Raw genomic sequence first — 26321 nt, 5'->3', positions numbered from 1 at the left:
AGGCGGGCGCAAGCGGACGCAACTGCCGTTTGCGGTGATGGCTCGGGCCACGCGGCGAGCGGATCTGGGGACAATGGTGCGCAGATGGCGGTCGCACGACCTAGGCTGACGGGGTGCTGCGCACCCGTAATCCGGTCCACGCGCTGTCGCCCTCGGACCGCGACGCCGCGTTGGAGGTGTGCGCGCAAAACCTCCCCGCGAACGTCTTCGTCGCCGCGCGGCTCCTGGAGGGCGTCCTCAGCACCCAGCCCGGCACGGTCCTCGGTCACAAGGTCGGCGGCACCCTCCAGTCCCTCTGCTGGTCGAGCGCCAACCTCGTCCCGGTCGAGGCCGACGACGAGACGATCAGCTTCTTCGCCGACCGGGTGCGTCGGTGGCGTCGCCACTGCGCCTCGGTGCTCGGGCCCTCCGACCAGGTGCTCGAGCTGTGGCGCCACCTCGAGCCGGCCTGGGGCCCCGCCCGGGCCGTGCGCGCGCGGCAGCCCCTGATGAGCACCATGGACCGGCCGTCAGCGCTCGGCCTCGAGCTCGACCCCAGGGTCCGCCCGGCCACCGAGTCCGAGGTCGATCTCGTCATGCCGGCGGCCGCGCACATGTTCGAGGGTGAGATCGGCTACCCGCCCTACACCGGCTCCGGCGCGGCCTACCGTTCCGCACTCCTGTCGCTCATCGACCGCGGCCACACGTTCGTCGCGATCGAGGACGGCGCCGTGATCTTCAAGGCCGACGTGGGGTCGGTCGCCCTGGGCTGCGCCCAGCTGCAGGGAGTCTGGCTCGCGCCACACCTGCGCGGCCACGGGCTCGCAGTGCCGCTCATGGCGTCAGTGGTGGAGCAGGTCATGGAAACCCGTGCGCGCTGGGTCACGTTGTACGTCAACGACTTCAACGAGAGCGCCCGGGCGACGTACGCCAGGGTCGGGTTCGAGGACGTCGGTACGTTCTCGACCGTGCTGCTCTGACTGCCCCGTGAGGAGAGCCCGCTGATGGACCCGGCGCTGGAGTCCGAGCCTCGGCCGGACACCCCTGCGGCAGGCAACGCCCTCGTGTGGATGACGGTGTCCCTGTTCGCGTTCGGGGTGTTCCTCGTCGCCGTCCCCGGACGTGACCCGGCCGGCCGCACGTGGCTGTGGGTCGGGGTGGTGCTGCTCGTGGTGGGCGGGGTCGCGTCCGCGTTCGCGGTCCGGGCCAGGTGGGCCTACCTCCGGGAGCACGGCGCCGACTGACGGAGCCCTGGGCCGACCCACGCTCCGCACCGACTGACAGGATGGCGACATGCCCCGCACCGTCGCGCCCCTGACCAAGGACATCATCGGCCTCGCCGGGCTGTTCCTCACCTCCGGGACGACCCACCTGGTCAAGCCCGAGGTCTTCGAGCCCCTCGTGCCGAGCTCGCTGCCGCGACGTCGTGAGCTGATCTACGCGTCCGGAGTCGCCGAGCTCGTCTGCGCGGCAGGGCTCCTGCACCCCCGCACCCGTCGGTATGCCGGGTGGGCCAGTGCCGCCCTCCTCGTCGCCATCCTGCCGGGCAACGTCCAGATGAGCGCGAACTACGGCAAGCGGGCGCAGCACAAGGGCACGCCGTCGGCGCAGGCCGCCTTCGCCGGCACCGTGGCGCGGCTCCCGCTCCAGCTGCCCCTGATCCGCGCCGCGCTCAGGGCCGCCGGACGCAGCTAGCCGCACCCAGCCGGCCACACGCACCAACGGGTGCCGCCGGCAGGGCCAGCTGGCGCGACGCTGCTGGCAGGGGCTCAGTACAACCCGGTCGAGTACTGCTCGCCGTAGTAGCGCTCGAGCTCCTCGATGGAGTCCTCGGGACGCTCGAGGGCCTTGGCGATCTCGGGGCGGGACCCCACCGCCATCGGGTCCCAGGTCTCCGGGTGCCACAGCTTGCTGCGCATGAACGCCTTGGCGCAGTGCCCGAACACCTCGTCGATCTCGACCACCAGCGCCAGCACCGGCCGATGTCCCTTGACGACCATCTCGTCGAACCACGGTGCGTCCGACACCAGGTGTGCGCGGCCGTTGACCCGCAGGGTGTCGCCGCGCCCGGGGATGACGAACAGCAGCCCGACGTGCGGGTTCGCGAGGATGTTCCGGTAGCCATCGGCCCGCTTGTTGCCGAGCCGCTCGGGGATCGCGATGGTGGTGTCGTCCAGCACCCGCACGAAGCCGGCCGGGTCACCCTTCGGGGAGACGTCGCACCGGCCCTGCGCATCCGAGGTCGCGACCAGGCAGAACGGCGACGCGGCCAGCCAGTCCCGGTCGAGCTCGTGCAGCGCGGGACGGGCCTTGTCGCGGACGCGGGGGAGCGGCTCCCCGAGCAGTTCCACCAGCTGGTCGACGGTCTCGATCCGGGTCGGCTGCACCATGTCGCCCACTCTGCCACGCCCCACGCGGAGTCTTTGCAGGATCTGCCACGCCCGGACGGGGTGGATCCCCCAAAGACTCGCCCGGTGGCGGCCACGGGAGGCGGGGCGGGAAACCGTGGTGAGCACGCGGCATACCGACGGATATCCTCTGGGGGTTGTCCGCCAACCGAGGAGTGCCACGTGGCCCTGCGCATGTCGACCCTGTTCCTGCGAACCCTTCGCGAGGACCCGGCCGATGCCGAGGTGCCGAGCCACCGGTTGCTGGTCCGCGCCGGCTACATCCGGCGGGTCAGCCCGGGCATCTACACCTGGCTGCCGCTGGGTCTGCGGGTGCTGCGCAAGGTCGAGACGATCGTGCGCGAGGAGATGGACGAGATCGGCGCCCAGGAGCTGCTCTTCCCGGCCCTGCTGCCCAAGGAGCCCTTCGAGGCGAGCGGTCGCTGGACCGAGTACGGCAACAACATCTTCCGCCTCAAGGACCGCAAGGGCGCCGACTACCTGCTCGGGCCGACGCACGAGGAGATGTTCACCCTCGCGGTCAAGGACATGTTCTCGTCCTACAAGGACCTGCCCCTCGCGATCTACCAGATCCAGACGAAGTACCGCGACGAGGCGCGTCCGCGGGCCGGCGTGCTGCGCGGTCGTGAGTTCGTCATGAAGGACTCCTACTCCTTCGACCTCGACGAGGCCGGGCTGGACAAGGCCTACCAGCTGCACCGCGACGCCTACATCCGGATCTTCGACCGGCTCGGCTTCCACTACGTCATCGTCCAGGCGATGGCCGGCGCGATGGGCGGCAGCAAGTCCGAGGAGTTCCTCGCCACCGCGGAGAACGGCGAGGACACCTACGTGCACTGCCCCAACTGCGGCTACGCGGCGAACGTCGAGGCCGTGCGCGTCCCCGTCCCCGACGCCCTTCCGTATGCCGATGTGCCGGCTGCCCACGCGGAGTCCACTCCGGACACCCCCACCATCGACACCCTGGTGGCCCACCTCAACGCGCACTTCCCGCGCGAGGACCGGCCCTGGGCGGCCGGCGACACGCTCAAGAACGTGCTCGTCGTCCTGGTCCACCCCGACGGCACGCGCGAGCCGCTGGCGGTCGGCGTGCCCGGCGACCGCGAGATCGACGAGAAGCGCCTCGGCGCCCAGGTCGAGCCCGCCGCAGTGGAGGCCTTCGAGGAGAGGGACTTCGCGGCCAACCCCGCGCTGGTCAAGGGCTACATCGGACCGGAGGCGCTCGGCTCGGAGTCCGCGTCGAAGGTCCGCTACCTCCTCGACCCCCGGGTCGTCGAGGGCACCCGCTGGGTGACCGGCGCGAACGAGGCCGGCAAGCACGTGATCGACCTGGTCGCGGGTCGCGACTTCACTGCTGACGGCACCATCGAAGCGGCCGACGTGCGCCCCGGCGACGCCTGCCCGAGCTGCGGGCACGGGCTCGAGTCGGCCCGCGGGATCGAGATGGGACACATCTTCCAGCTCGGCACCAAGTACGCGGAGGCGCTCGACCTCAAGGTGCTCGACCAGAACGGCAAGCTCCAGACCGTGATCATGGGCTCCTACGGTGTCGGGGTCTCCCGGGCCGTCGCCTGTGTCGCCGAGGGCAACCACGACGAGCTCGGCCTGCGCTGGCCGCGTGAGATCAGCCCGGTCGACGTGCACGTGGTCGCCACCGGCAAGGACGTCACCCGCGACCCCGAGGTGTTCACCAAGTCCGAGGAGATCACCCGTGCCCTCGAGGCAGCCGGGTTGTCCGTCCTCTACGACGACCGCCAGAAGGTCAGCCCCGGTGTGAAGTTCAAGGACTCCGAGCTGATCGGCGTGCCGACCATCGTCGTGGTGGGCAAGTCGCTCGAGCACGGGATCGTCGAGATCAAGGACCGCGCCACCGGCGAGCGCCGCGAGGTCTCGGCTGACGACGTCGTCACCGAGGTCATCCGCGAGGTCCGCGGCAGCGCGTCCTGATGGGCGGCACCTCAACCGCGCCCCTCCGGGCGGTCATCTTCGACTGGGGCGGCACGCTCACCCCGTGGCACGACGTCGACCTCCCGCAGCAGTGGCGGGTCTTCGCCCGTGAGGTGCACGGCCTCCCGGTCGAGGACCCGGCGATGTCGCCCGAGGACCTGGCCGAGGCCGACTCGCTGGCGGTGCGGATCCACGCCGCGGAGGAGCGGGCCTGGTCGCGCGGCCGCGAGACCCACGAGAGCGCGTCGATCGAGGCGATCCTCGCGGACGCCGGGGTCGACGCAGAGCACGACCGGCACCTGCTGGCGCTCGCGGCATACCGGAGGTTCTGGGAGCCGCACACCCACACCGACCCGCAGGTGCGCCCGCTCTGGGAGGGGCTGCACGACCGCGGCCTGAAGGTCGGCGTGCTGTCCAACACGATCTGGAGCCGCGACTACCACCGCGAGGTGTTCCAGCGCGACGGCGTGCTCGACCTCGTCGACGGCGACGTCTACTCCTCCGAGATCCACGTCGTGAAGCCCCACCCGGAGGCGTTCCTCGCGGCCTGCGCTGCGGTCGGCGTCGAGCCGGCCGAGGCGGCCTACGTCGGCGACCGGCTGTACGAGGACGTGCACGGCCCCCAGCAGGTCGGCATGCGCGCGATCTGGGTGCCGCACAGCGATCTCCCGGCCTCGCAGGTGGTGCCGGTGGACGTCACCCCCGACGCGCAGGCCCACGAGCTGCTCGACATCCTCGGGATCGTCGACGGCTGGTTGGGCCGGTAGGTGCCCGACCTCGACCTCACCACGCTCCTCCTCATGGCCCTCGCGGGTTTCGGGGCGGGGTGGGTCGACGCGGTCGTCGGTGGCGGGGGACTGGTGCAGCTGCCGGCGCTCCTGCTGGGCTTCCCGGGCGCGACGCCGGCCCAGCTGTTGGCCACCAACAAGATCGCCAGCATCTTCGGCACGACGACCAGCTCGATCACCTACTGGCGCAGGGTCCGGCCCGACCTGCGGACCGCCCTGCCGATGGCGGCAGTGGCCTACCTCGGCGCGGTCGGCGGGGCGCTGCTCGGCCTGCACATCCCGAAGAGCGCCTTCAACCCGGTGATCCTCGTGATGCTCGTCGTGGTCGGCGCCTACACCGTGGCGAAGCCGTCGCTCGGCCACGAGACCGCCCTGCGGTTCGACGGCCACCGGCACACCGTGGTGGCGATGCTGACCGGCTTCGTCATCGGCGTCTACGACGGCGCCCTCGGTCCCGGCACCGGGTCGTTCCTCGTCTTCGCGCTGGTCGGGCTGATGGGCTACGCCTTCCTCGAGGCCAGCGCCAAGGCCAAGATCGCCAACTTCGCCACCAACCTCGGGGCCCTCACCGTGTTCGTGCCGGGTGGCCACGTGATGTGGAAGATCGGGCTGGTCATGGCGGTCGCCAACATCGCCGGCGGCTACGTCGGCGCGCGCACGGCGGTGGCGCGGGGGAGCCGGTTCGTGCGGGTGGTCTTCGTGGTCGTGCTGGTCGCCTTCATCGTCCGGATCGGCGGCTCGGTGCTCGGCGTCTGGAGCTGACCGGAAGGGCGGACCGAGCCCCCCGGACTCAGTAGGCCAGTCATGGCTGGTGCACAGCAAACACCCAGACTGCGACCGCACAGTCTTCCTGTGACCACGATCGACCTGCCCCCAGATGCGGTGACTGCCGCGTCCCAGCCCGCCTCGGCGCACGCGCGCCGGGTCCCCGGCGCGCGACGGGTCCCGCGCTGGTGGCGTGATGCGTCGGTAGCGGCGTTCTGGCTGGTGCTCCTGTGGGTCACTGCGCTGTGGGTCGCCCATGGCGGCGTCCAGGACCTCGGCTCGCTGTCGGGAGCGCTCACCTCCGTCGGCCGGCTCACCGGGCTGGTCTCCTCGGCGCTGCTGCTGGTCCAGGTGTTCCTCATGGCGCGCATCCCGTGGTTCGAGCAGGCCTGGGGCCAGGACGAGCTCGCCCGCACCCACCGGCTGGTCGGCTTCACCTCGTTCACCCTGCTCTGGGCGCACATCGTGCTGATCACCCTCGGGTATGCCGCTGCGTCCACGCTGGGCCTGTGGGGCACGATCGTCGACTTCGTCCTCAACTACCCCGGCATGCTGCTGGCGGTGGCGGGCACGGTGGCGCTCTGCCTCGTCGTGGTGACCTCCGTGCGCAGGGCACGTCGCCGGCTGCGCTACGAGTCGTGGCACCTCATCCACCTCTACGGCTACCTCGGCGCCGGGCTCGCGCTGCCGCACCAGCTGTGGACCGGCCAGGAGTTCCTCGCCTCCACCGCCTCGACCGTCTTCTGGTGGAGCCTGTATGCCGCGTGCGCGGCCGCCGTGCTCGTCTTCCGGGTCGGGGTGCCGCTGGTGCGCTCGCTGCGCTCGCCGCTGCGGGTCGTCGCCGTCCACGAGGAGGCTCCCGGCGTCACCTCGGTCGTCATCGGCGGGCCCGGAGTGGCATCGCTGCGACCGGCTGCCGGCCAGTTCTTCCAGTGGCGGTTCGTCGACGGGCCGGGCTGGACGCGAGCCAACCCCTACTCGCTCTCCGCGGCCCCTGACGGGAAGCACCTCAGGGTGACCGCCGCGCACGTCGGTGACGGGACCCGTCGGCTCGCCGACCTGCGACCCGGCACCCGGGTGCTCGTCGAGGGCCCCTACGGCCGGCTCCACGCAGGCGTCCGCACCCGGCGGAAGGTGCTCCTGATGGGCGCGGGGATCGGGATCACGCCGATCCGCGCCCTCCTGGAGGACCTTGACCAGGGCCCTGGCGACGTCGTGGTCGTGCACCGCGCGAGCACCCGCGACCAGCTCATCCTCGGGCAGGAGCTGTCCGACCTCGCCAGCAGCCGCGGCGCGCGCTACGTCACCGTGGAGGGGCCCCGCGTCCCCGGTCGTGACACCTGGCTGCCGGCCTCCGCCGCCCACCTCAGCGATGCCGAGGCGCTCGCGCAAGTGGTGCCCGACGTCGCCGAGCGGGACGTCTACCTCTGCGGCGCTCCCGCCTGGATGGCTGCCGCCCGGGAAGCCGCCCTCGCCTGCGGCGTCCCGCCCACCCATGTCCACCTCGAGCGGTTCGAGTACTAGGAGCCTCCATGCGACGGATCACCCTGTGGGCGCTGTCCACCCTGACCACCCTCGTGCTGTTGTTCAGCTACCACACGTCGACCGGCGGCTCCGGCACGGCATCGGCCGCCGGCACCTCGGTGCAGGCCCCCGCGGCGGCCGGCTCCGGGACCACCGACTCGGGCACCGCCGACTCGAGCAGCACTGACTCGGGGACGACGGACTCGGGGACGACGTCGGGGAGCGCCGCGAACAAGACCTATGACGGCGACACGGTGCAGACGCGGTGGGGGCCGGTGCAGGTGCGGATCACGGTGGTCGACGGCAAGATCACCGCGTCGGAGGCGATCGTCTACCCCAACGGCAACCACGAGGACGAGCAGATCAACTCGTTCGCCCTCCCGGTGCTCAACCAGGAGGCGGTCTCGGCGCAGAGCGCGTCGATCGACATGGTGTCCGGCGCGACGGTGACCTCTGAGGGCTACCTCAGCTCACTGCAGTCCGCGATCGACCAGGCCCACCTGTGAGCGCCGTGACCACTCGCGTCGACAGCGGGCCCTCGGCCCGCTCGACCGCCCAGCCGGGCTCCGACGGCGCACCGCGCCTGGCCTTCGTCGAACAGGCGATGGGGCTGCCGGTCTCGGTGCACGTCCGAGGCGACGTCGACCGGCCCGAGGTCGGGACGGCGGTCGACCAGCTGTGGGGCGTCCTGCACCGGGCCGACGCGGTGTTCAGCACCTGGCGGCCGGACAGCGAGCTGATGCGACTGCGCCGCGGCGACCTGTCCGCGGCGCAGGTCCACCCCTGGCTGGCCGAGGTCGAGCAGCTGTGCGTCGACGCGGAGCGCCGCACCGGTGGGTTGTTCAGCGCTTCCTTCGACGGCGCGCACCACGACCCCACCGGGCTGGTGAAGGGCTGGGCGGTCGAGCGGGCAGCCCTGCACCTGCGCCACGTCCCCGGCATCTCCTGGTGCGTCAACGCCGGCGGCGACCTGCTGGCCGGCGCGGGCCGGCAGGCCGCGGCCAGCACCTGGACCATCGGCGTCGAGGACCCGCGGGTGCCCGGATCGGTGGCGGCGACCATCCCGCTCCGGGTCGGTGGGCTGGCCACGTCGGGAGCCGCGGCGCGAGGTGCCCACGTGGTCGACCCCCGCATCGGCACGCCCATCGGCCGCGACGGCTCGGCCACGGTCTGGGGCCCCACCCTGCTGTGGGCCGACGTGTGGGCGACCGCCCTCTTCGTGGACCCGGCCGAAGGCGCGGTGACGCTGGAAGGTGCCGACCCGGCATACCGCTCGCTCGTGCTCTGACCTGTCTGGGACAGTGGAGGTGTGGCGCAGGTCTGGTACGCGAGCTACGGCAGCAACCTGTCGCGCGACCGCTTCCTGCACTACCTCGACGGAGGTCGGCCCCACGGGGCGAGCCGCACCTACCCGGGGGCACGCGACAGCAGCCAGCCCGAGGACGACCGGGCCCTGACGCTGCCCGGGGAGATGTTCTTCGCGTGGACGTCACCGACCTGGGGCGGGGCGATCGCGTTCTACGACGCGGACCAGCCGGGGCCGACCCTGGCACGGGCCTACCTCGTGAGCGAGCAGCAGTTCGCCGACGTGGCAGCCCAGGAGCGGCGCGAGCTGCCGGGGGAGGACCTCGACCTCACCCACGTCCTCACGCACTCGCGACACCACCTCGGCCCCGGTCACTACGAGGCGCTCCACCTGGTGGCGGAGCTCGAAGGCCTGCCGGTCCTGACCTTCACGACACCGGATCCAACTGTGCTGCAACGGAACTCGCCCACCCCCGCCTATCTCGCGACGCTGGTGACAGGGTTGCGCGAGACGTACGACCTGCCCGACGACGAGATCGCCGACTACCTCCTCGGCCGACCCGGCATCGGCCCGGAGTGGGACCGGGCCAGCATCGTTGACCTGGTCAGCGACCCAGCGCCGCGGTGAGCGCGGCGACGTCCGTCACCGGTGCGTCGCAGACGAAACCACGACACACGTACGCCGCCGCGCGGCCTCCCACCAGCGGCCGCTGGGCCAGCAGCGGGATGCCCGCCGCATCGGGTTCGCCGTGCACCAGGACCAGACCGGGGGAGACCGACTGCCGAGCAGCCGCCACGAGGGCGTCTGCCTCGCGACCGCTCCCGACCAGCGCGACCTGGAGCGGTCCGGCCAGGGCGGCCTCGGCCACGGCAAGCGCCCAGCCGCCGAACCTCGGGTCGCGTGCGGCGAGCTGTCCCGACGCGGCGAGCGCCGCCTCGGCCCGATCCCGCATCGACGGGTCGCCGGTGAGGGCCGAGCAGGTCAGCAGGGCGCCGGCCAGGGCCGACTGGCCGGACGGCTCGGCGTTGTCCGCCGCACTGCGCGGACGGGTGAACAGCGCCTCGGCGTCGTCGCTGGTGTCGTGGAAACCGCCGTCGTCCGCATCGAACCGCTCGACGGCGGTGGCGAGCAGGTCGCCCGCGGTCGCGAGCCAGCGCTGCTCCCCGGTGGCCTGGTGGAGTGCGAGGAGGCCCTCCGCGAGGTTGCCGTAGTCGTCGGCCACGGCGTTCGCGGTCCCCACCGAGCCGGCGCGCGAGGTGCGACGCAGCCGGCCGTCGACCACGTGGGTGCCGACCACGAACTCGGCGCACCGGGTGGCGGCCTCGACCAGGTCGGGGCGGCCGAGCAGCGTGCCGGTGTCGGCGAGGGCCGCGATCGCCAAGCCGTTCCACGACGTGACGACCTTGTCGTCGCACCCGGGCTGGGGTCGCAGCAGCCGCGCGGCGAGCAGCCGGTCGCGCGTTGCGGCCCACCAGCTCTCGTCGTCCGGGTCGGTGAGCAGCTGGAGGGTGGACGACCCGTGCTCGAAGGTGCCCTGGTCGGTGACCGAGAGCAGCGCCGCGGCCCTCCGGCCGTCCTCCTCGCCCAGCACCTCGGCAAGCTGGGCAGGGGTCCACGCGTAGGTCAGTCCCTCGATCCCCTCGGTGTCCGCGTCGAGCGCCGAGGCGAACCCACCTTCGGGCGTGCGGAGGTCGCGCAGGAGGAACTCCGCGGTCTCGAGCGCGACCCGCCGGGCCAGCACGTCGCCCGTCGCGCGGTGCAGGTGGGTGAACACCCGCAACAGCTGGGCGTTGTCGTAGAGCATCTTCTCGAAGTGGGGCACCACCCAGCGGGCGTCGACGGAGTAGCGCGCGAAGCCGCCACCGAGCTGGTCGTAGATGCCACCCCGCGCCATCGCCTCGCAGGTGCTGGCGGCCATGGTGAGCGCGTCCGCCGAGCCGGTGCGGGCGTGGTGGCGCAGCAGGAACTCGAGCACCATCGACGGAGGGAACTTCGGCGCGCCACCGAATCCCGCTGCGCCGTGGTCGAACTGGCTGCGCAGCTGGGACGCTGCGGCATCGAGGGCGGCCGCGTCGAGCGGGTGGCCCGTGACTGGCGCGGAGAGCTCACGCAGCCGGGAGGCGATGTGGGCCCCGCTGTCGAGGACGCGGTCCCGCTGGGTGGTCCAGGCCTCCTTCGCCCCGGCCAGGAGCTGGAGGAACTGTCCCTTGGGGAAGTAGGTGCCCGCAAAGAACGGGTCGCCGTCGGGCGTCAGCAGGCAGGTCATCGGCCAGCCGCCGTGCCCGGTGAGGGCGGTCGTCGCCGCCATGTAGACCGCGTCGATGTCGGGCCGCTCCTCGCGGTCCACCTTGACCGCGACGAAGTCCGCGTTGAGCGCTCGCGCGACGTCCTCGTCCTCGAACGACTCGTGCGCCATGACGTGGCACCAGTGGCACGCGGCATACCCGACGCTCAACAGGACGGGAACGTCACGCTCGCGCGCCTCGGCGAACGCCTCCGGTCCCCACTCCTGCCAGTCGACCGGGTTGTCGCGGTGCTGGAGCAGGTAGGGCGAGGTGGACTCGGACAGGCGGTTCGGCATGCCACCCACTCTCCCTCACCGCCCAGCGCAGCGGCGAGGGCGGGCTTGACAGGCTAACGCCGTTAGCCCATCATCGACCCCAGAGGCTAACGCCGTTAGCCTCATCGGGAGGAGAGCAGCCATGAAGCACGTCACGACCGTCATCGACATCCCAGCCACCCCGGAGCAGGTGTGGGCCACGCTCGTCGACACCGCTGCCTACCCGGCCTGGAACCCGTTCATCACCAAGCTGTCCGGCGAGCTCGCCCACGGGCAACGCCTGGACGTCCGGATTGCGCCTCCCGGCGGGCGCACCATGACGTTCAAGCCCACCGTGACCTGTGTCGAGGCCGGCCGACGCCTGGAGTGGCTCGGCAGCGTCGGAGTCAGGGGCATCTTCGACGGCCGGCACACCTTCACCCTGGAGGCCCTGGGTGACGAGGGCACGCGGTTGACCCAGTCCGAGGAGTTCAGCGGCCTGCTCGTCCCGTTCACCGGCACGGTGCTGGCCCGGACCCGAGCCGGCTTCGAGGCCATGAACGAGGGCCTGCGGCGGCGAGTGGTGGCGGGCGCGAGGGCATGAGCCGGCTGGAGGAGATCGTCGACGCCGCCCAGCGCCTGCTGGAGGACGAAGGGCCGGGAGCTGTGTCGATGCGACGCCTGGCGGCCGAGCTGGGCATCCAGGCGCCGTCGCTGTACAAGCACGTCGACGGCAAGGACCGCATCGAGGCCGAGCTCCAGGAGAGGGCGCTGACCGAGCTGGCTGCCGCACTGCAACCCGCTGCAGATCTCCGCGACCTGGCCCACGCATACCGGCAGTGGGCGCTGCTCCATCCACGGCTGTACGAGCTGACGGCGCGCCGGCCCCTGCGCCGAGACCAGCTCAGGGACGGAGTGGAGACGGCTGCGTCAGCACGTCTGGTGGCGCTGAGTGGTGGGGACGTCGACCGGGCGCGCGCCCTCTGGGCTGCGGCCCACGGGCTGGTCGACCTCGAGCTCGCGCACCGGTTCCCCGAGGGGGCGGACGTCCAGGCAGCCTGGGACGCCCTGGTGGCGGCGTTCGACCGCGTCGCCGACCGCGAGGACGGTGAGCTGGACCCCCTCAGCGGGCAGCCCTGATGGGCACGATCGCGAAGGCGCCCACGACCGCACACCCGGCTGCCACGGCATACCGGAGCGGGTGACCGCCGCCTCCGGTCGCGAGGACGGTCGGTGCGGCACGGGTGCCACGGCGAACGTCAGCTGCTGCAGAGCCAGATCATCAGGGCCAGCAGGTGCTTGCTCGGCGGGTCGGGTATGCCGCAGTGCTGGGTTCCGTACGGGATGCGTGCCGTCAGGCGGGGAAGCCTTGGTTGAAGTAGGTGACGGCCGTGCGCACGTCGTCGCCGACGAGGTCGGCGTTGATCGCGATGGCCGCCGCCGACCCTTCTCCGGCGGCGGTGATGACCTGTGCGCGCGCGTTGGTGACGTTGCCGGCAACCCACAGCCCGGGGACGCTGGTGGTGCCGCTGGCTCCGGTCACGACCCAGCCCTCCTCGTCCAGGTCGCAGCCCACACCGGCCAGCAAGGCGGCGTTGGGGACGAACCGCGGGGGGACGAACACGGCCTGCCTCGGGATGATCCGACCGTCCGCCAGCTCGACCGCGGTCACCCGGTCGTCCTGCACGACGACCCGCTCCAGCGGACCCTCGACGATGCCGATGGCCCGGGCGACGAGCTGGGTGCGGTCGGCCGCGGTGAGCGTGCCGGTCGGGGCGAAGAGGACGAGGTCGTGGGTCCACTGCCGGACGACCTGGGCGTAGCGGACGCTGTCAGGACCGTTCCACAGCACGCCGAGCTGCTGGTCGCGGACCTCCCAGCCGTGGCAGTAGGGGCAGTGCAGGACATCCTTGGCCCACCGCTCGGCGAGCCCCGGGACGTCGGGCAGCTCGTCGTGCAGGCCGGTGGTGACCAGGACCTTGCGCGCCCTCAGTCGCTGCCCGTCCTCGAGCAGCGCCTGGAACCCCGACTGACCGCAGTGGACGAGCTCCGTGACCGTGCCCCCGACGATGACGGCGCCGTAGCCCGTGGCCTCCGCCCGGCCCGCCTCCAGCAGGTCCGAGGGAGCCATTCCGTCGCGGGAGAGGAATCCCTGCAGGTGCGCAGCGGGTGCGTTGCGCGGTACTCCTGCGTCGACCACCACGACGTCCCGCCGGGCGCGACTCAGGACGAGGGCTGCGGAGAGTCCGGCCGCCCCGCCGCCGACGATGAGGATGTCGTGGGTGTTCATGAGCCGAGGATGATCCTCGGGACAGGCGAGTGGCAACATCCGTTGCTGTTTCCGGGACGGAATGGGTCAGAATGTCGGGATGGACGACACCGCCACCACCATCGCGAAGGCCTTGGACCAGGTGGGCCCCCGGCTCAAGCAGCTGCGCGCTCACCGGGGCGTGACCCTCAGCGCCCTCGCCGAGACCACGGGCATCTCCAAGAGCACCCTCTCGCGCCTGGAGACGGGACAACGCCGCGCCAGCCTCGAGCTGCTGCTGCCGTTGGCCCAGGCCTACCGGGTCCCGCTGGATGACCTCGTGGGCGCTCCCGAGGTCGGCGACCCCAGGGTGCGGCTCAAGGCGAGCACCCGGAACGGCCGCACGGTGCTGCCCCTGACGCGCCAGCCGGGTGGGGTCCAGGCGTGGAAGATCATCGTCCCCGCGAGCAACAGCACCCCGAAGCCGAAGGCGCACGAAGGGTACGAGTGGCTGTTCGTCCTGTCCGGTCGGATGCGACTCGTCCTGGGCGACCACGACCTCGTCCTGACGGCGGGTGAGGTGGCCGAGTTCGACACCCGGGTGCCGCACTGGTTCGGCAGCGACGGCAGTGGGGTGGTCGAGGTGCTGAGCCTGTTCGGTCCCCAGGGCGAGCGGGTGCACGCCAGGGCACGGTCGAGCGCTACGGGCGGCTGAGCCGGTAGAGCCGGTGCCGCCTGACCGGGCTCCCTTCCGGGATGAGGGGGTGGTCGAAGTCGGCCGCCTCGTCACGGGTCATGCCGAGCTTGCGCATGACGCCCTGTGACCGGTCGTTCGCCGGCACGACCATCGCGACGATCTCGTCGAGGCCGAGTGGGCCGAAGCCGTGACTGACGGACGCGCGGGCCGCCTCGGTCGCGTAGCCGTGGCCCCAGGCCGAGCGGGCCAGCCGCCAGCCCACCTCGACACAGGGAGTGAACGGCGCCTCGAACCGGGGGACGGACAGCCCGGTGAAGCCGATGAACTCCCGCGTCTCGGCGACCTCGACCGCCCAGAGCCCCCATCCGTGGTCGTCGAGGAAGGCCGTGATGCGGTCGACCATGGCGTCGCTGGCCGTGCGGGTCAGGTGCGAGGGGAAGTGCTCCATCACGAGCGGGTCGTCGTTGAGCGCCGCGAAGGGCTCGCGGTCCTCGTCGCGCCACTCGCGCAGCACCAAGCGCTCGGTGTGCAGCCGGGTCACCTCGGTCACGCGTCCCACCCTTCCGTCCCGCACCGGCGAACCCCCGGTCTTGTCCGGGCCCGCGTGCGCGTCCTACTGTCGGCCGTGGCACACCTTGCCGTGTTTCCAGGTCTCCGGGAAGGGCGAGAGACGGACGTCGACGACCCGGAAGATGGGTGGACAGTGACTGCAGTGCACGACGCTCGACCCGCACCACTCCAGCTGGCCGAGCCCTGGGGCGGCACCGGCTGGCTCAGCGACTTCGACGGAGACGTGCACTGGGTCGACTACGGCGGACCCGACCCGGACGACCCCACGCAAGGGGTGCCGGTGGTGATGGTGCACGGCCTCGGCGGGTCGCACCTCAACTGGGTCGGCCTCGCGCCCGAGCTCTCGAAGCGCCACCACGTGTATGCCGTGGACCAGGCCGGTTTCGGGCTGACGCCCGGCACCGCGCGGACCGCATCGGTGCACGCCAACGCCGACCTCGTCGCCCGCTTCATCAGGGAGGTCGTCGGGTCGCCCGTCGTGCTGGTTGGCAACTCGATGGGCGGGATGGTCTCGATCCTGCTGGCTGCGGCCCACCCGGAGCTGGTGGCCGGCCTCGTCCTGATCGACCCGTCGATCCCCGTCCCGCGACAGCGACCCGACCTGGCCGTCAGCGCGACGTTCCTCGTCTACGCCACGCCGTTCGTGGGGGAGCGCTACCTGGCCCTGATGACCAAGCGCACCACGGACCGCCAACGGGTCCAGGGTGTCGTGAACCTCTGCTTCGCCGACCCGCGTCGGGCCAACCCCGACGTCGTCGACGCCGGTGTCGTGCTGGCCGCGCACCGACGCGGTGTCCCCGGGCAGGAGGCGGCCTTCCTCGGTGCCGCCCGGTCGCTCATGCGGGTGCTGGCCAACCCACGGCGCTACCACTCCCTCATGCACAGCATCGACCGGCCGGTGCTCCTCGTGCACGGCGAGCGCGACCGGCTGGTGTCCGTCGCCGCGGCCCGCGCGGTGTCGGCGCAGCACCCGGACTGGGAGACGCACTTCCTGCCCGGGGTCGGCCACACCCCGCAGCTCGAGGTCCCGGACCAGGTCCGCGCCCGGGTCATCCCCTGGCTCGAGGCCCACGCCCTCGCGCCCAGGGCGAGCTCGACGCGCTCGCCATGAGCACGGCATACCTGACCTGTCCGCTGTGCGAGGCGACGTGCGGCCTGGCCGTGTCCTTCGACGGCGACACCGTCACGTCGGTGCGCGGCGACGACGACGACGCGTTCTCGCACGGGTTCATCTGCCCGAAGGGCGCCTCGCTCAAGGCGCTGCACGAGGACCCCGACCGACTGCGGACCCCCATGGTGAAGCGCGACGGGGAGTGGCGCCAGGCCACCTGGGACGAGGCCTTCGCGGAGATCGACCGCCGCCTCGTGCCCCTGGTCGCCGAGCACGGCCCGGAGTCCGTCGCGTTCTACCTCGGCAACCCCTCGTCCCACAACCTCGGCGTCACCCTCTACGGGCGGGCGTTCTACAAGGCCGTGGGGACGCCCAACATCTACACCGCCGGCAGCGTCGACCAGCTGCCGAAGCACTACTCGTCGGGCTACCTCTTCGGTGACCCGTTGAGCATCCCGGTGCCGGACCTCGACCGCACCCAGCACCTCCTCCTGCTCGGTGCCAACCCGTTGGTGTCCAACGGATCCCTCATGACGGTGCCCGACGCGCGGGGCCGCCTCAAGGCGATCCGCGAGCGGGGTGGCAAGGTCGTCGTGGTCGACCCGCGCCGCACCCGCACGGCGGAGGTGGCCGACCAGCACCACGCCATCAGGCCGGGCACCGACGCGCTGCTGCTCTTCGCGCTCGTCGAGGTGATCCTGCGCGAGGGGCTGGCCGACCTGGGTCGCCTGGCCGACCACGTGAGCGGGTTCGACGACCTCGCGGAGCTGGCCGCGCCGTTCACGCCGGAGGCGGTGGCGCCGCACACCGGGATCGCGACGACCGAGATCGAGACGATGGCGCGTGAGCTGGCCGCCGCCGGCAGCGCTGCCGTCTACGGACGGATCGGCACGACGACGCAGGAGTTCGGCACCCTGGCGAGCTGGCTGGTCGACGTCCTCAACGTCATCACCGGCAACCTGGACCGCCCGGGTGGGGCGATGTTTCCTCTGGCTGCCGCGGGACAGACGAACAGCACCGTGCCGGTGAGAAACCCTGCGCAGCAAGGCAGCTCGCCGGGAAAGGGTTGGCGGCACGGCCGGTGGCACAGTCGGGTGCGTGGGCTGCCCGAGGTGATGGGCGAGCTCCCGGTCGCCACCCTGGCCGACGAGATCCTCACCCCCGGGCCGGGTCAGGTGCGCGCGCTGGTGGTCGTGGGCGGCAACCCGTGCCTGAGCACGCCCAACGCCGACCGGCTCCGCGAGGCGGTCCAGACCCTCGACCTCATGGTGTCACTCGACGTCTACCTCAACGAGACCAGCGAGCACGCCGACGTCATCCTGCCGGGCCCGACCCCGCTCGAGCGCGACCACTACGACGTCACGTTCACCCAGCTGTCCGTGCGCAACATGGCCAACTGGAGCCCTGCCGCGCTGCCGACCGACCAGCCGCAGGAGTGGGAGACCATGCTGCGGCTCGCCGGCATCGCCGCAGGGCAGGGGCCGACCGCCGACCTGGGGGCGCTCGACGACCTGATGGCCACCCAGACCGCCGCGAGGTACGGCTTGGACGTGACGGTCGCGGGGGAGCGTCGTGGACCCGCGCGGCTGCTCGACCTCATGCTGCGGGGCGGCCCCCACGACCTCACCCTGGCCGAGCTCGAGGCTGCTCCGCACGGACTGGACCTCGGGCCGCTGACCTCCCGGGTGCCGGAGCTGCTGCGCACCGTCAGCGGGCAGATCGAGCTGACCCCGGAGCCCATCACCCGTGACGTGCCGCGCCTCGTGGCGGCCCTCGGTCGCCCGCTCGCCGGGCCCGACGAGCTGGTGCTCATCGGGCGCCGACAGCTGAGCTCGAACAACTCGTGGATGCACAACCTTGCGCCGCTGGTCCGCGGGTCGAACACCTGCACCCTCCAGGTGCACCCCGACGACGCCGACCGGCTCGGGTTGCACGACGGCGGAGTGGCAGCGGTCCGCTCGCGTGCGGGGTCGGTGACCGTGCCCGTCGAGGTCACCGACGGGGTGCGCCCCGGTGTCGTGAGCATCCCGCACGGCTGGGGCCACTCGAGCCCGGGCACCCGCACCGAGGTCGCGTCGGCGCACGCGGGGGTCAACAGCAACGTCCTCGCCGACGACCTGTTCGTCGACGCCCTCACCGGGACCGCGGTCCTCAACGGCATCCCCGTCACCGTCACCCCAGCCGAGGAGCAGTCATGGACCGGATGAGCGCGATGGACGCGATGTTCTACTACATGGAGGGCGAGAACACCCCCATGCACGTCGGCGGTGTCTCAGTGCTCGAGGGGCCCGCCCCCGCGTACGGCGACCTCGTCCGGCTCCTGGCCGCCAAGATGGACCAGGTCCCGCGCTACCGCCAGGTCATCAGGACCGTGCCGTTCCAGCTCGGTCGCCCGATCTGGGTGGACGACCCGCACTTCCAGCTGCTCTACCACGTGCGACACACGTCGCTGCCCAAGCCGGGTGGGCCGGAGCAGCTGCGCAACCTCGCCGGTCGGGTCTTCGCCCAGCGCCTCGACATGACCAAGCCGGTCTGGGAGGCCTGGCTGGTCGAGGGTCTCGCGGAGGACCGGTGGGCCCTGATCTCGAAGGCGCACCACTGCATGATCGACGGCGAGGGCAGCACCGACCTCATGCAGGTGATCTTCGACCTCGAGCCTGAGCCGGTGCGGCGCGAGCCCTCCGACTGGACGCCGTCCCCGGCGCCGTCCACGGTCGCACTGACGGCCGGGTCGGTGGTCGAGACAGTGCGGGAACCGTTGCAGGCCATCGGGATCCCGAGCCTCGACGACCTGGCCAAGCTGCCGACGGCCTTGGCAGGGGTGGCCGTGGCCGCCAAGGAGCTCGTCCCGCAGCAGATCGCCCAGCTCGTGCCCGGGCGTGGTCAGCCGACGCCGAAGAGCCTGAACGGTCCGCTGGGACCGAACCGTCGGTGGGTCTGGACCGACGCGACGATGGGTGAGGTCAAGACCATCCGCACCGCCCTGGGCGGCACCGTCAACGACGTCATCCTCGCGGCCGTGACCCGTGGCTACCGCGACCTCGTGCAGGGCCGTGGGGAGCTGGTGCCCGAGATGGTGGTGCGATCTCTGGTGCCCGTCTCCACCCGGCAGGCGTCGGGTCGAGGGCAGGTCAACAATCAGGTGACCAGCGTCGTCGTCGACCTGCCGGTCGCCGAGGACGACCCCGTGCGACGGCTCCAGCTGATCCGCGAGCAGATGGACCGCAACAAGCGGGGGATGGGCGCCGTCGACGCCGCGGCCATCGTCGGGCTCGCGGACTACGCAGCCCCCACCCTGCTGGCCCTCGGCGCGCGCTCGATGTCGCGGATGCCCAACAAGCTCACGCAGACCGGGACGACCAACGTCCCGGGCCCGCGGATCCCGCTCTACCTCCTGGGGCACCAGCTCCTGGAGTCGCACCCCTACGTGCCCGTCTTCGCCGGGGTGCGGGTCGCGACCGGGATCTTCTCGTACCTCGACACCTTCAGCTTCGGGATCACCGCCGACTTCGACAGCTTCCCCGACGTGGAGGTCATCGCCGATGGCATCCGAGCCGGCTTCAACGAGCTCGTCGCGGCTGCGGTGTCCGCGGCCGACGCACCCCGACCGTGACACCGACTCAGCCGTCCGAGCCGTCCGAGCCGACCCAGCCGACCCGGCCGACCCGGCCGACCCGGCCGACCCGGCCGACCCGCAAGGCTTCAGCGGGGCGCCCGTCGTCGTTGCTGCTGCTGAGCGAACCCTGGCGCAGCGTCCTCGAGCTCGGCGCCCTCACCGTGTCGGCACCCCAGCTCGCCCGCGCACCCAGGGGCGATGGTCATCCGGTGCTGGTCATCCCGGGCCTGCTGGCGTCGGACACCTCGACGGTCGTCCTGCGGCGCTTCCTGGACCGGCTCGGTTACCGCACCGCCGGCTGGGGCCTGGGGGTCAACACGGGCCCGACCAGCCGAGTCGTCCGGAGGCTGCCGCTGCGGCTGCGCGAGCTGTCCGACCGGCACGGCCAGCCCGTGTCGGTGATCGGCTGGTCGCTCGGGGGCATCTTCGCCCGCGCCCTCGGCGTCCGGTCGCCCGAGCTGGTCCGACAGGTCATCACGCTCGGAAGTCCCTACGCCTCATCGGTCCCCGGACAGACCCACGCCGACGCGGCATACCGGATGCTGTCCCGGCGGCACTACGCCCAGGCGACCAGCCGGGGGCCCGACGTGACCACACCACTCGGGGTGCCCACCACCTCGCTCTACTCACGGATGGACGGGATCGTCTCGTGGCGGATCTGTCGCGAGGACGTGGGGGAGCGGCGCGAGTCCATCGCGATCCCGGCCTCCCACCTGGGTTTCGGGCACAACCCGACGGCCTTGTGGGTGGTCGCGGACCGCCTGGCGCAGGACCCCGACGAGTGGCAGCCGTTCGCGCCCCCGCGGCACCTGCGTGGGCTGTTCACGGTCGACCAGCGCGCCTGACAGCCTGACGGCCCCGCCGAGGGCGGGGCCGTCAGCTCACGTTCAGTGTCCGGTGATGACCGAGTCCGGATCGCCGACGAGGTCGGGTTGGTGGTCGTCGTCGATCATGCTCGACTCGTCGAACGGCAGGTCACCCGCGAGCACCGCGTCGAGCCGTGGCCGGTCGAGCTCGCCGACCCAGTGCCCGATCAGGATGGTGGCGATCGAGTTGCCGGCGAAGTTGGTCAGGGCCCGGGCCTCGCTCATCATCCGGTCGATGCCGACGATGAACCCGACGCCGTCGACCAGGTCGGGGCGGTGCGACTGCAGCCCACCGGCCAGGGTCGCGAGCCCGGCGCCGGTCACACCCGCTGCACCCTTCGAGGCGATGATCATGAACACCAGCAACGAGATCTGCTGCCCGATGGAGAACGGCTTGTCCAGCGCGTCGGCGATGAACAGCGAGGCCATGGTCAGGTAGATCGCGGTGCCGTCGAGGTTGAACGAGTAGCCGGTCGGGACCGTGATGCCGACCACCGGTCGGGACACCCCGGCGTGCTCCATCTTGGCGATGAGGCGGGGCAGGGCCGACTCCGACGACGAGGTCGACAGGATGAGGAGGAACTCGCGGGCGAGGTAGCGGAACAACGCGAAGACGTTGACCCCGGTGACCAGCTTGAGGATCGAGCCGAGGATGACGAAGACGAACAGCGCACAGGTGATGTAGAACGCGATCATCACCTGGGCGAGGCTCTTCAGGGCATCGAGCCCGGTGGCGCCGACGACGGCGGCCATCGCGCCGAATGCACCGATCGGCGCGATGTACATGATCATCGCCATGAGGCGGAAGACGAGCCGCTCGAAGTGCTTGATGCCCACGAGGATCGGCTCACCCGCACGACCCATCTTCTGCAGCGCGAAGCCCACGAGCAGCGCGACCAGCAGGGCCTGGAGCACGGAGCCGGACGTCAGCGCCGACACCAGGGTGTCGGGGATCAGCCCGAGGATGAAGTCAACCGTCGTGGTGTGCTCCTCGCCGACCGCCTTCTGCCCACTGGCCGCGAGCTCGTCGGTGAGGTGAAGTCCGGCACCGGGCTTCACGAGGTTGCCGACCAGCAGACCGATCGCGAGGGCGAAGGTCGACATGGTGAGGAAGTAGCCGAGCGCGAGCCCGCCCACCTTGCCCACCTGGGTGGCCTTCCGGACGGAGCCAATGCCCAGCACGATCGTGCAGAAGATGATCGGCGTGATCATCATCTTGATGAGGTTGACGAAGCCGGTGCCGAGCCACTTGAGCTTGACCCCGAATTCGGGGAAGGCGAACCCGACGATGATGCCGAGGACCATCGCCACGATGACGGCGATGTAGAGGTAGTGCGTGCGGTCCCGCTTCGGTGCGGGGCGGTCGACGACGCTGTCGGCGCTGGTGCTCACGGTGCTCTCCAGGGGGATCGGGTCCCGGACGTGGCCCGGGACGGGTGAACAAGCACGAGGGTGGGCCCTGGAGTGACTAGGGTCACGATTGTGTTCATTGAGTTCTGCGTGCGACCCGCCCTCGCGCGAGGGTTCGGCGTGCAGCCTCCTCCGGTGTGCCGGTGAGCGCATCTCGGTGGCTCACCGCACCGGGGCGGTGGAGCGTGGCAGCGCAGACCTTCGCGCTGCAGGTCCTGGTCGCCCTGCTCGTGGTCGGGGTGGGCACCGCGGCTGCCTATGCGCAGGCGCAGCGGGCCGGCACCCAGGAGGCGACGGCGCGGGCCACCGCGGTCGCGGAGACGGTCGCGAGCACGCCCTCGGTGGTCGCCGGGGTACGCAGCGGCGCTCCCGGGCCGGCCCTGCAGGAGTTCGCCGAGGACGTCCGGCGGGAGACCCGCACCGACTTCGTGGTCGTCATGAGCCCGACCGGCACCCGCTACACCCACCCCGACCCGGCCCAGATCGGTGGCCAGTTCCTCGGGCACATCGCCGCCGCCCAGGCCGGCGGCACGGTGGTCGAGGACTACACCGGCACGCTCGGGGCCTCGCGGCGGGTCGTCGTGCCGGTGACCGACGAGTCGCAGTCGGTGGTCGGGCTGGTCGCGGTCGGCATCCGGAAGTCCGCGGTGAGCGAGCGCCTGCGCAGCCAGCTGCCCGCGCTGCTGCTCGCGGGCCTGGCGGCCGCTCTGCTGTCCGGTCTCGGGACGGCGCTGGTCAGCCGTCGCATCCGGCGCCAGACCCACGGCCTCGGGGAGCGCCAGCTGCGCGAGATGGTCGAGTACTACGACGCGGTGCTGCACGCCGTGACCGAGGGCCTGCTGCTGACCGACCTCGACGGCCGGCTGCGGCTGGCGAACGACGAGGCGGTGCGCCTGCTGGGCCTGCCCGACGACGCCCGCGGCCGACCCGTCGCCGAGCTCGGCCTGTCCGCACCGCTCGTGGCCGCACTGACGGACGGGTCGCCTCGCGAGGACGAGCTGCACGTGACCTCGGCCCGGGTGCTGGTGCTCAACAAGGCCCGGGCGCAGTGGGACGGACGGCCGCTGGGGTTCGTCGCGACGGTGCGCGACCGCACCGACCTCGAGCACCTCACCGGCGAGCTCGACTCGGCCCGGGGACTCACCGAGGCGCTGCGCTCGCAGGCCCACGAGTCGTCGAACCGGCTGCACGCGATCGTGTCGCTGATCGAGCTGGGCCACCCGGAGCGGGCGCTGGCCTTCGCCACCGACGAGCTCCAGGTCTCGCAGCGCCTCACCGACAGCGTGGTCGGCTCGGTGGGCGAGCCGGCGCTGACCGCACTGCTCCTCGGCAAGGCGGCGCAGGCGGCCGAGCGCGGCATCGACTTCCGGATCGCCGAGGACGCCACCTGGCCCCAGGACACGACGCCCGTGCGCGACGTCGTGACCATCGTCGGCAACCTCATCGACAACGCCTTCGACGCGGTGACCCCGGAGTCCGGCGAGCGTCGCGTCGAGGTCTCGTCACGCGTCGAGGGCGACCACGTCGTGCTCAGCGTGGTCGACTCCGGCCCCGGTCTTCCTCCCGACGCCGTCGACCAGGCGTTCCGCCGCGGGTTCTCGACCAAGGAGCAGGGGAGTGCCGGCCGTCGGGGGATCGGGCTGGCCCTGGTCGCACAGTCGGTCGCCCGGCTCGGTGGGGAGATGGAGGTCTCCGGTCCGCCCGGTGCCCGGTTCACGGTGCGGTTGCCGGTGGAGTCGAGGACACATGCCTGAGACCGCACCCCCGTCGATGGACGCGACGGCGACCACGTTCCGGGTCCTCGTGGTCGAGGACGAGCCGGTCGCGCTCGAGGCCCACGCGGCATACGTCGAACGTGTGCCCGGCTTCGCGGTGGCGGCGACGGCCGCGACGAGCCATGAGGCGCTGCGCGCGCTGCAGTCGACCGAGGTCGACGTCGTGCTCCTCGACATGAACCTGCCCGACCGGCACGGGCTCGACGTCATCCGCGCGATGCGGGCCGGCGGCCACCGGGCCGACGTCATCGCCGTGACGTCCGCCCGCGACCTCGACGTCGTCCGCGCCGCGGTGTCGCTCGGCGTCGTGCAGTACCTGCTCAAGCCGTTCGTGTTCGCCACCCTGCGCGACCGGCTGGAGGCCTACCGGGCCTACCGGGCCCAGCTCGGCGACAGCCAGCAGCTGTCCACGCAGGCCGAGGTCGACCAGGTCGTGGCCGGGGTGCGCACCAGCGCCCCTGCGGCACTGCCCAAGGGGATGGGTGCGGACCTGCTCGCGAAGGTCACCCGGGCGCTGCGCGACGCCGGTGCCGGCCTGTCCGCGAGCGAGCTCGCGGAGGCGGTCGGCGTGAGCCGGGTGACGGCGCGGCGCTACGCCGAGTACCTCTCCGACAGTCGCCTCGCCGTGCGCTCCCAGCGGTATGCCGGGGCCGGGCGCCCCGAGGTCGAGTACCGCTGGGTGAACTGACCGGACCACCACTTCTGGCCAGGGGTGGTGCACGAGCAGCCCACGTGTGGTGTCCGGTGCGGGACGGGTGGCCAGAAGTCGGTGACGTGGTCCTCAGCCGTCGAGGGCCTTGAGCAGCGCGACGTTGAAGGACACCGCGTCCCGGTCGCCGTCCCCGGCCGCCCAACCCGCCTCCATGGCGGTGTGCACGTAGGTCCAGGCCAGCGCCTCGTCCTCGTCGACTCCCGCTGCCTCGCAACAGATCTCGAGGCGTCGACGCACGAGGTAGCGGAACGTCGAGCCGGTGCCGAGCTCGTCGGTGCGGTTGCGCAGCAGGGGCTGGACCTCGAACCCGGGGTGCCCGGCCATGGCGTGCGGGTCGATGGCCAGCCAGTCCGGCCGACCCGAGCCCGGCCGGCTCGCGAGCACGTTCTCGTAGTGCAGGTCGGTGTGCACGAGCGTGGCGTCGCAGAGCTCGTCGGCGGTGAGGTCACGCACCAGCGTCGCCGTCCGCTCGAGCATGCGTCGGGGGAGCGCGCCGTCCGCCGACTCCAGCGTGGCGAGCTGCTCGCGCGCGAAGGTCGACAGGCGACGCAGCCCCGCGGGCGCCGGCACGTGCAGCTGGCCCATCAGCTCACCGGCGACGGTGCAGGCGGTGTCGACGTCCACGGCGCGCAGGTCGCGGTCCGGGTCGAGGGCCTCGAGCAGCAGCACGCTCCGGCCCGGGTCGGCCGCCACGAGCCGGACCGCACCGCGACCGTCCCAGTGCCGCAGCACCAGCGCCTCGTCGCGGGACTCCACATGGGGCCACACCAGCTTGAGGGCCAGCCGCTCGCCGTCCCGGCGCACCGGCACGACCACCGCGGTCCAGCCCGTGCGACCGGTGCCGAGCGGCTCCAGCCCCCACTCGTCGAGCACGTCGGCCAGCAGCCTGGGCAGCCGGGCCGCCCAGTCGGCGCCCGACGGGCCGCCGACCCCACCGTCCTGCGCGGAGAAGCGGTGCACGAACGCGCGGAACTCGCCGGGGACGAGCTCGACGACGTCTTCCGGTCGGGTCACGTCAGGCCGGGGAAGGCGGCCAGCGGCACACCCCAGCGCGATCCCAGCACCTCGGTGGCGGCCAGCCACTGCACGAGGGCACCGAGCGGTCCGAGGTCGCCGTTGGTGGAGCCGAGGTCGCGCGCGACCGAGGCACGCAGGTCGGTCAGCACCCGGGCCGCGAGCCGGCGCGCGGCGGCCGGGGTGGTCACGGCGAACGGCAGGGGGTAGCCCAGGGCCGGTGGCCCCGCCGAGGCGCTGGCGAGGGACTCCTGCTCGCTCGCCCGCGACTCGAGCGTGGTGAGGGTGGCCAGCGCGAGGGTCCGCTGGGCACCGGTGGGGGACTGCGCCGCCACCACCTCGAACGCGTAGACGGCGGCGCGGGTGCTCTCGAGGTACGACGCCGCGAGCGAGGGGGCCGACCAGGCCGGCTCGGGCCAGGTGGCGGGCGCGCCGAGCAGGGTCGCGGCGGCGGCGCGCTGGGCCAGCACGCTGCCGATGAGCGGGACCGCGCTCGAGGGCACCGTGGCGAGCGACGCGATCGCGGTCGGCCCCAGGTCGCTGGCCTCCTCCGCCGCGAGCGCCTTGGGTCCGGCGACGGGCGCAGTGCCAGTGCCAGTGCCGGTACCAGTGGCCGTGCCCGTGGTCGGTGCCCCCGTCGTGGGTGGGGTGGTGGTCGTGGGGGTGGCCGACGGAGCCGAGGCGTCGTCCAGCACCTTCTGCGGCACGCCGAGCCGGAGCAGCTCGGCCTGCAGGACGCTCACCTGGCGCCGGTGCAGCCCGGCCAGCCTGGCCGGCACCCCGGTGGCCGCCCCTCCGAGGCTGGTGGCACGCTCGGCGAGGTCGTCCGAGTGCCGCCACAGCGCGATGAGGAACGCCTCACCCGAGATCGGTGCCCGGGTCGGGATGAGCGGCACCCTCGGGGCGTCGTCCTCGAGCCGGATCCCGCACGCCGCCAACGACATCGCCGCGACCGACCCGAGGGCCAGGCCGACGCCCGCGGTGAGGACGCCACGCCGGGTGGGGCACGGCGGCATACCGGGGTCGACCTGTGGCATGCGCCGATC

General features: G+C 72.2%; 26 protein-coding genes. 19 read left to right on the top strand and 7 right to left on the bottom strand.

From position 1 onward, the window contains the following. The first annotated feature begins 113 nt into the window (after positions 1-113). The 3 genes from ASG95_RS13950 to ASG95_RS13940 are packed head-to-tail and all read left to right on the top strand — an operon-like array spanning position 114 to position 1674. Entirely contained in the window at positions 114-959 is an 846-nt protein-coding gene (locus ASG95_RS13950) for a DUF4081 domain-containing GNAT family N-acetyltransferase (RefSeq protein WP_056922593.1), read from the top strand. 24 nt (positions 960-983) lie between these two features. Next, on the top strand, positions 984-1223 hold the full coding sequence (locus ASG95_RS13945) for a hypothetical protein (protein ID WP_057377862.1): 240 nt from the start codon (positions 984-986) through the stop codon (positions 1221-1223). A gap of 49 nt (positions 1224-1272) precedes the next feature. Further along, on the top strand, positions 1273-1674 hold the full coding sequence (locus ASG95_RS13940; protein ID WP_057377861.1) for a MauE/DoxX family redox-associated membrane protein: 402 nt from the start codon (positions 1273-1275) through the stop codon (positions 1672-1674). Between the two features lie 74 nt (positions 1675-1748). Here the strand turns inward: ASG95_RS13940 and ASG95_RS13935 are convergent, their stop codons facing one another. Continuing rightward, the gene (locus tag ASG95_RS13935) at positions 1749-2369 is read right to left on the bottom strand and encodes a pyridoxamine 5'-phosphate oxidase family protein (RefSeq protein ID WP_056922736.1); all 621 of its coding nucleotides are present in this window, start codon (positions 2367-2369) and stop codon (positions 1749-1751) included. Positions 2370-2549: 180 nt separating this feature from the next. Here ASG95_RS13935 and ASG95_RS13930 point away from each other — a divergent pair, with 180 nt between their 5' ends. The 7 genes from ASG95_RS13930 to ASG95_RS13900 all read left to right on the top strand — a co-directional run bounded on the left by ASG95_RS13930 (position 2550) and on the right by ASG95_RS13900 (position 9344). Next, entirely contained in the window at positions 2550-4334 is a 1785-nt protein-coding gene (locus tag ASG95_RS13930) for a proline--tRNA ligase (RefSeq protein ID WP_057377860.1), read from the top strand. Continuing rightward, the gene (locus ASG95_RS13925; protein WP_057377859.1) at positions 4334-5101 is read left to right on the top strand and encodes an HAD family hydrolase; all 768 of its coding nucleotides are present in this window, start codon (positions 4334-4336) and stop codon (positions 5099-5101) included. The genes ASG95_RS13930 and ASG95_RS13925 overlap by 1 nt, the downstream gene beginning before the upstream one ends. After that, positions 5102-5884: a TSUP family transporter gene (locus ASG95_RS13920; RefSeq protein ID WP_057377858.1), complete on the top strand. Its 783-nt coding sequence runs from the start codon at positions 5102-5104 to the stop codon at positions 5882-5884. A 90-nt stretch (positions 5885-5974) separates the two neighbouring features. Next, on the top strand, positions 5975-7411 hold the full coding sequence (locus ASG95_RS13915; RefSeq protein ID WP_057377857.1) for a ferric reductase-like transmembrane domain-containing protein: 1437 nt from the start codon (positions 5975-5977) through the stop codon (positions 7409-7411). Between the two features lie 8 nt (positions 7412-7419). Next, positions 7420-7917: an FMN-binding protein gene (locus ASG95_RS13910; protein WP_057377856.1), complete on the top strand. Its 498-nt coding sequence runs from the start codon at positions 7420-7422 to the stop codon at positions 7915-7917. A gap of 5 nt (positions 7918-7922) precedes the next feature. Continuing rightward, positions 7923-8699, top strand: a complete 777-nt coding sequence (locus tag ASG95_RS13905; RefSeq protein WP_235543886.1) for an FAD:protein FMN transferase — start codon at positions 7923-7925, stop codon at positions 8697-8699. A 21-nt stretch (positions 8700-8720) separates the two neighbouring features. Further along, positions 8721-9344, top strand: coding sequence for a hypothetical protein (locus ASG95_RS13900; RefSeq protein WP_057377855.1), 624 nt, complete (start codon positions 8721-8723; stop codon positions 9342-9344). Here the strand turns inward: ASG95_RS13900 and ASG95_RS13895 are convergent. Beyond that, a complete protein-coding gene (locus ASG95_RS13895; RefSeq protein WP_057377854.1) occupies positions 9322-11298 on the bottom strand; it encodes a thioredoxin domain-containing protein in 1977 nt (658 codons plus the stop codon). The genes ASG95_RS13900 and ASG95_RS13895 overlap by 23 nt on opposite strands. A 121-nt stretch (positions 11299-11419) precedes the next feature. Between ASG95_RS13895 and ASG95_RS13890 the strand changes: the two genes are divergently transcribed. Together ASG95_RS13890 and ASG95_RS13885 are read left to right on the top strand one after the other, a co-directional pair. Then, the gene (locus tag ASG95_RS13890) at positions 11420-11860 is read left to right on the top strand and encodes an SRPBCC domain-containing protein (protein WP_057377853.1); all 441 of its coding nucleotides are present in this window, start codon (positions 11420-11422) and stop codon (positions 11858-11860) included. Beyond that, positions 11857-12396 carry a TetR/AcrR family transcriptional regulator gene (locus ASG95_RS13885; protein WP_057377852.1) on the top strand — a complete coding sequence of 180 codons (540 nt, stop codon included), beginning with the start codon at positions 11857-11859 and terminating at the stop codon, positions 12394-12396. The genes ASG95_RS13890 and ASG95_RS13885 overlap by 4 nt, the downstream gene beginning before the upstream one ends. Positions 12397-12610: 214 nt before the next feature. On the opposite strand, the gene ASG95_RS13880 is transcribed toward ASG95_RS13885, so the two are convergent. Continuing rightward, positions 12611-13546, bottom strand: coding sequence for an NAD(P)/FAD-dependent oxidoreductase (locus tag ASG95_RS13880; RefSeq protein ID WP_056922605.1), 936 nt, complete (start codon positions 13544-13546; stop codon positions 12611-12613). Positions 13547-13625: 79 nt separating this feature from the next. Here ASG95_RS13880 and ASG95_RS13875 point away from each other — a divergent pair, with 79 nt between their 5' ends. After that, a complete protein-coding gene (locus ASG95_RS13875) occupies positions 13626-14219 on the top strand; it encodes a helix-turn-helix domain-containing protein (protein WP_082592628.1) in 594 nt (197 codons plus the stop codon). Here the strand turns inward: ASG95_RS13875 and ASG95_RS13870 are convergent. Further along, a complete protein-coding gene (locus ASG95_RS13870; RefSeq protein ID WP_200961919.1) occupies positions 14206-14751 on the bottom strand; it encodes a GNAT family N-acetyltransferase in 546 nt (181 codons plus the stop codon). The genes ASG95_RS13875 and ASG95_RS13870 overlap by 14 nt on opposite strands. 162 nt (positions 14752-14913) lie before the next feature. Here ASG95_RS13870 and ASG95_RS13865 point away from each other — a divergent pair, with 162 nt between their 5' ends. From ASG95_RS13865 to ASG95_RS13850, 4 genes are read left to right on the top strand one after another with little or no spacing between them, the layout of a single operon-like run. Continuing rightward, positions 14914-15882, top strand: coding sequence for an alpha/beta fold hydrolase (locus ASG95_RS13865; RefSeq protein WP_200961278.1), 969 nt, complete (start codon positions 14914-14916; stop codon positions 15880-15882). Beyond that, complete coding sequence (locus ASG95_RS13860; RefSeq protein WP_057377851.1) at positions 15879-18089, top strand: molybdopterin-dependent oxidoreductase; 2211 nt, start codon at positions 15879-15881, stop codon at positions 18087-18089. Before ASG95_RS13865 ends, ASG95_RS13860 begins: the two co-directional genes overlap by 4 nt. Continuing rightward, positions 18077-19495 (top strand): wax ester/triacylglycerol synthase family O-acyltransferase, encoded by a 1419-nt coding sequence (locus ASG95_RS13855; protein ID WP_056922609.1) that lies wholly within the window; start codon positions 18077-18079, stop codon positions 19493-19495. Before ASG95_RS13860 ends, ASG95_RS13855 begins: the two co-directional genes overlap by 13 nt. After that, positions 19492-20343 carry an alpha/beta fold hydrolase gene (locus tag ASG95_RS13850; protein ID WP_200961918.1) on the top strand — a complete coding sequence of 284 codons (852 nt, stop codon included), beginning with the start codon at positions 19492-19494 and terminating at the stop codon, positions 20341-20343. The genes ASG95_RS13855 and ASG95_RS13850 overlap by 4 nt, the downstream gene beginning before the upstream one ends. A gap of 42 nt (positions 20344-20385) precedes the next feature. On the opposite strand, the gene ASG95_RS13845 is transcribed toward ASG95_RS13850, so the two are convergent. Then, positions 20386-21756: a cation:dicarboxylate symporter family transporter gene (locus tag ASG95_RS13845; protein WP_057377850.1), complete on the bottom strand. Its 1371-nt coding sequence runs from the start codon at positions 21754-21756 to the stop codon at positions 20386-20388. A 161-nt stretch (positions 21757-21917) separates the two neighbouring features. On the opposite strand from ASG95_RS13845, the gene ASG95_RS13840 reads away from it, so the two are divergent. Together ASG95_RS13840 and ASG95_RS13835 are read left to right on the top strand one after the other, a co-directional pair. Continuing rightward, positions 21918-23528 (top strand): sensor histidine kinase, encoded by a 1611-nt coding sequence (locus ASG95_RS13840; RefSeq protein ID WP_235543884.1) that lies wholly within the window; start codon positions 21918-21920, stop codon positions 23526-23528. Further along, entirely contained in the window at positions 23521-24237 is a 717-nt protein-coding gene (locus ASG95_RS13835; RefSeq protein ID WP_235543882.1) for a response regulator, read from the top strand. The genes ASG95_RS13840 and ASG95_RS13835 overlap by 8 nt, the downstream gene beginning before the upstream one ends. Before the next feature lie 93 nt (positions 24238-24330). Here the strand turns inward: ASG95_RS13835 and ASG95_RS13830 are convergent, their stop codons facing one another. Both ASG95_RS13830 and ASG95_RS13825 read right to left on the bottom strand, forming a co-directional pair. Then, a complete protein-coding gene (locus ASG95_RS13830) occupies positions 24331-25275 on the bottom strand; it encodes an aminoglycoside phosphotransferase family protein (RefSeq protein WP_057377847.1) in 945 nt (314 codons plus the stop codon). After that, the gene (locus ASG95_RS13825; protein WP_057377846.1) at positions 25272-26312 is read right to left on the bottom strand and encodes a DUF4439 domain-containing protein; all 1041 of its coding nucleotides are present in this window, start codon (positions 26310-26312) and stop codon (positions 25272-25274) included. The genes ASG95_RS13830 and ASG95_RS13825 overlap by 4 nt, the downstream gene beginning before the upstream one ends. Positions 26313-26321 lie beyond the last annotated feature (9 nt).

This window comes from Phycicoccus sp. Soil803, from assembly GCF_001429685.1.
Classification (GTDB): domain Bacteria; phylum Actinomycetota; class Actinomycetes; order Actinomycetales; family Dermatophilaceae; genus Pedococcus.
The sequence above is the reverse complement of the archived record's forward strand: the minus strand, read 5'-3'. Positions and strand labels throughout refer to the sequence as shown.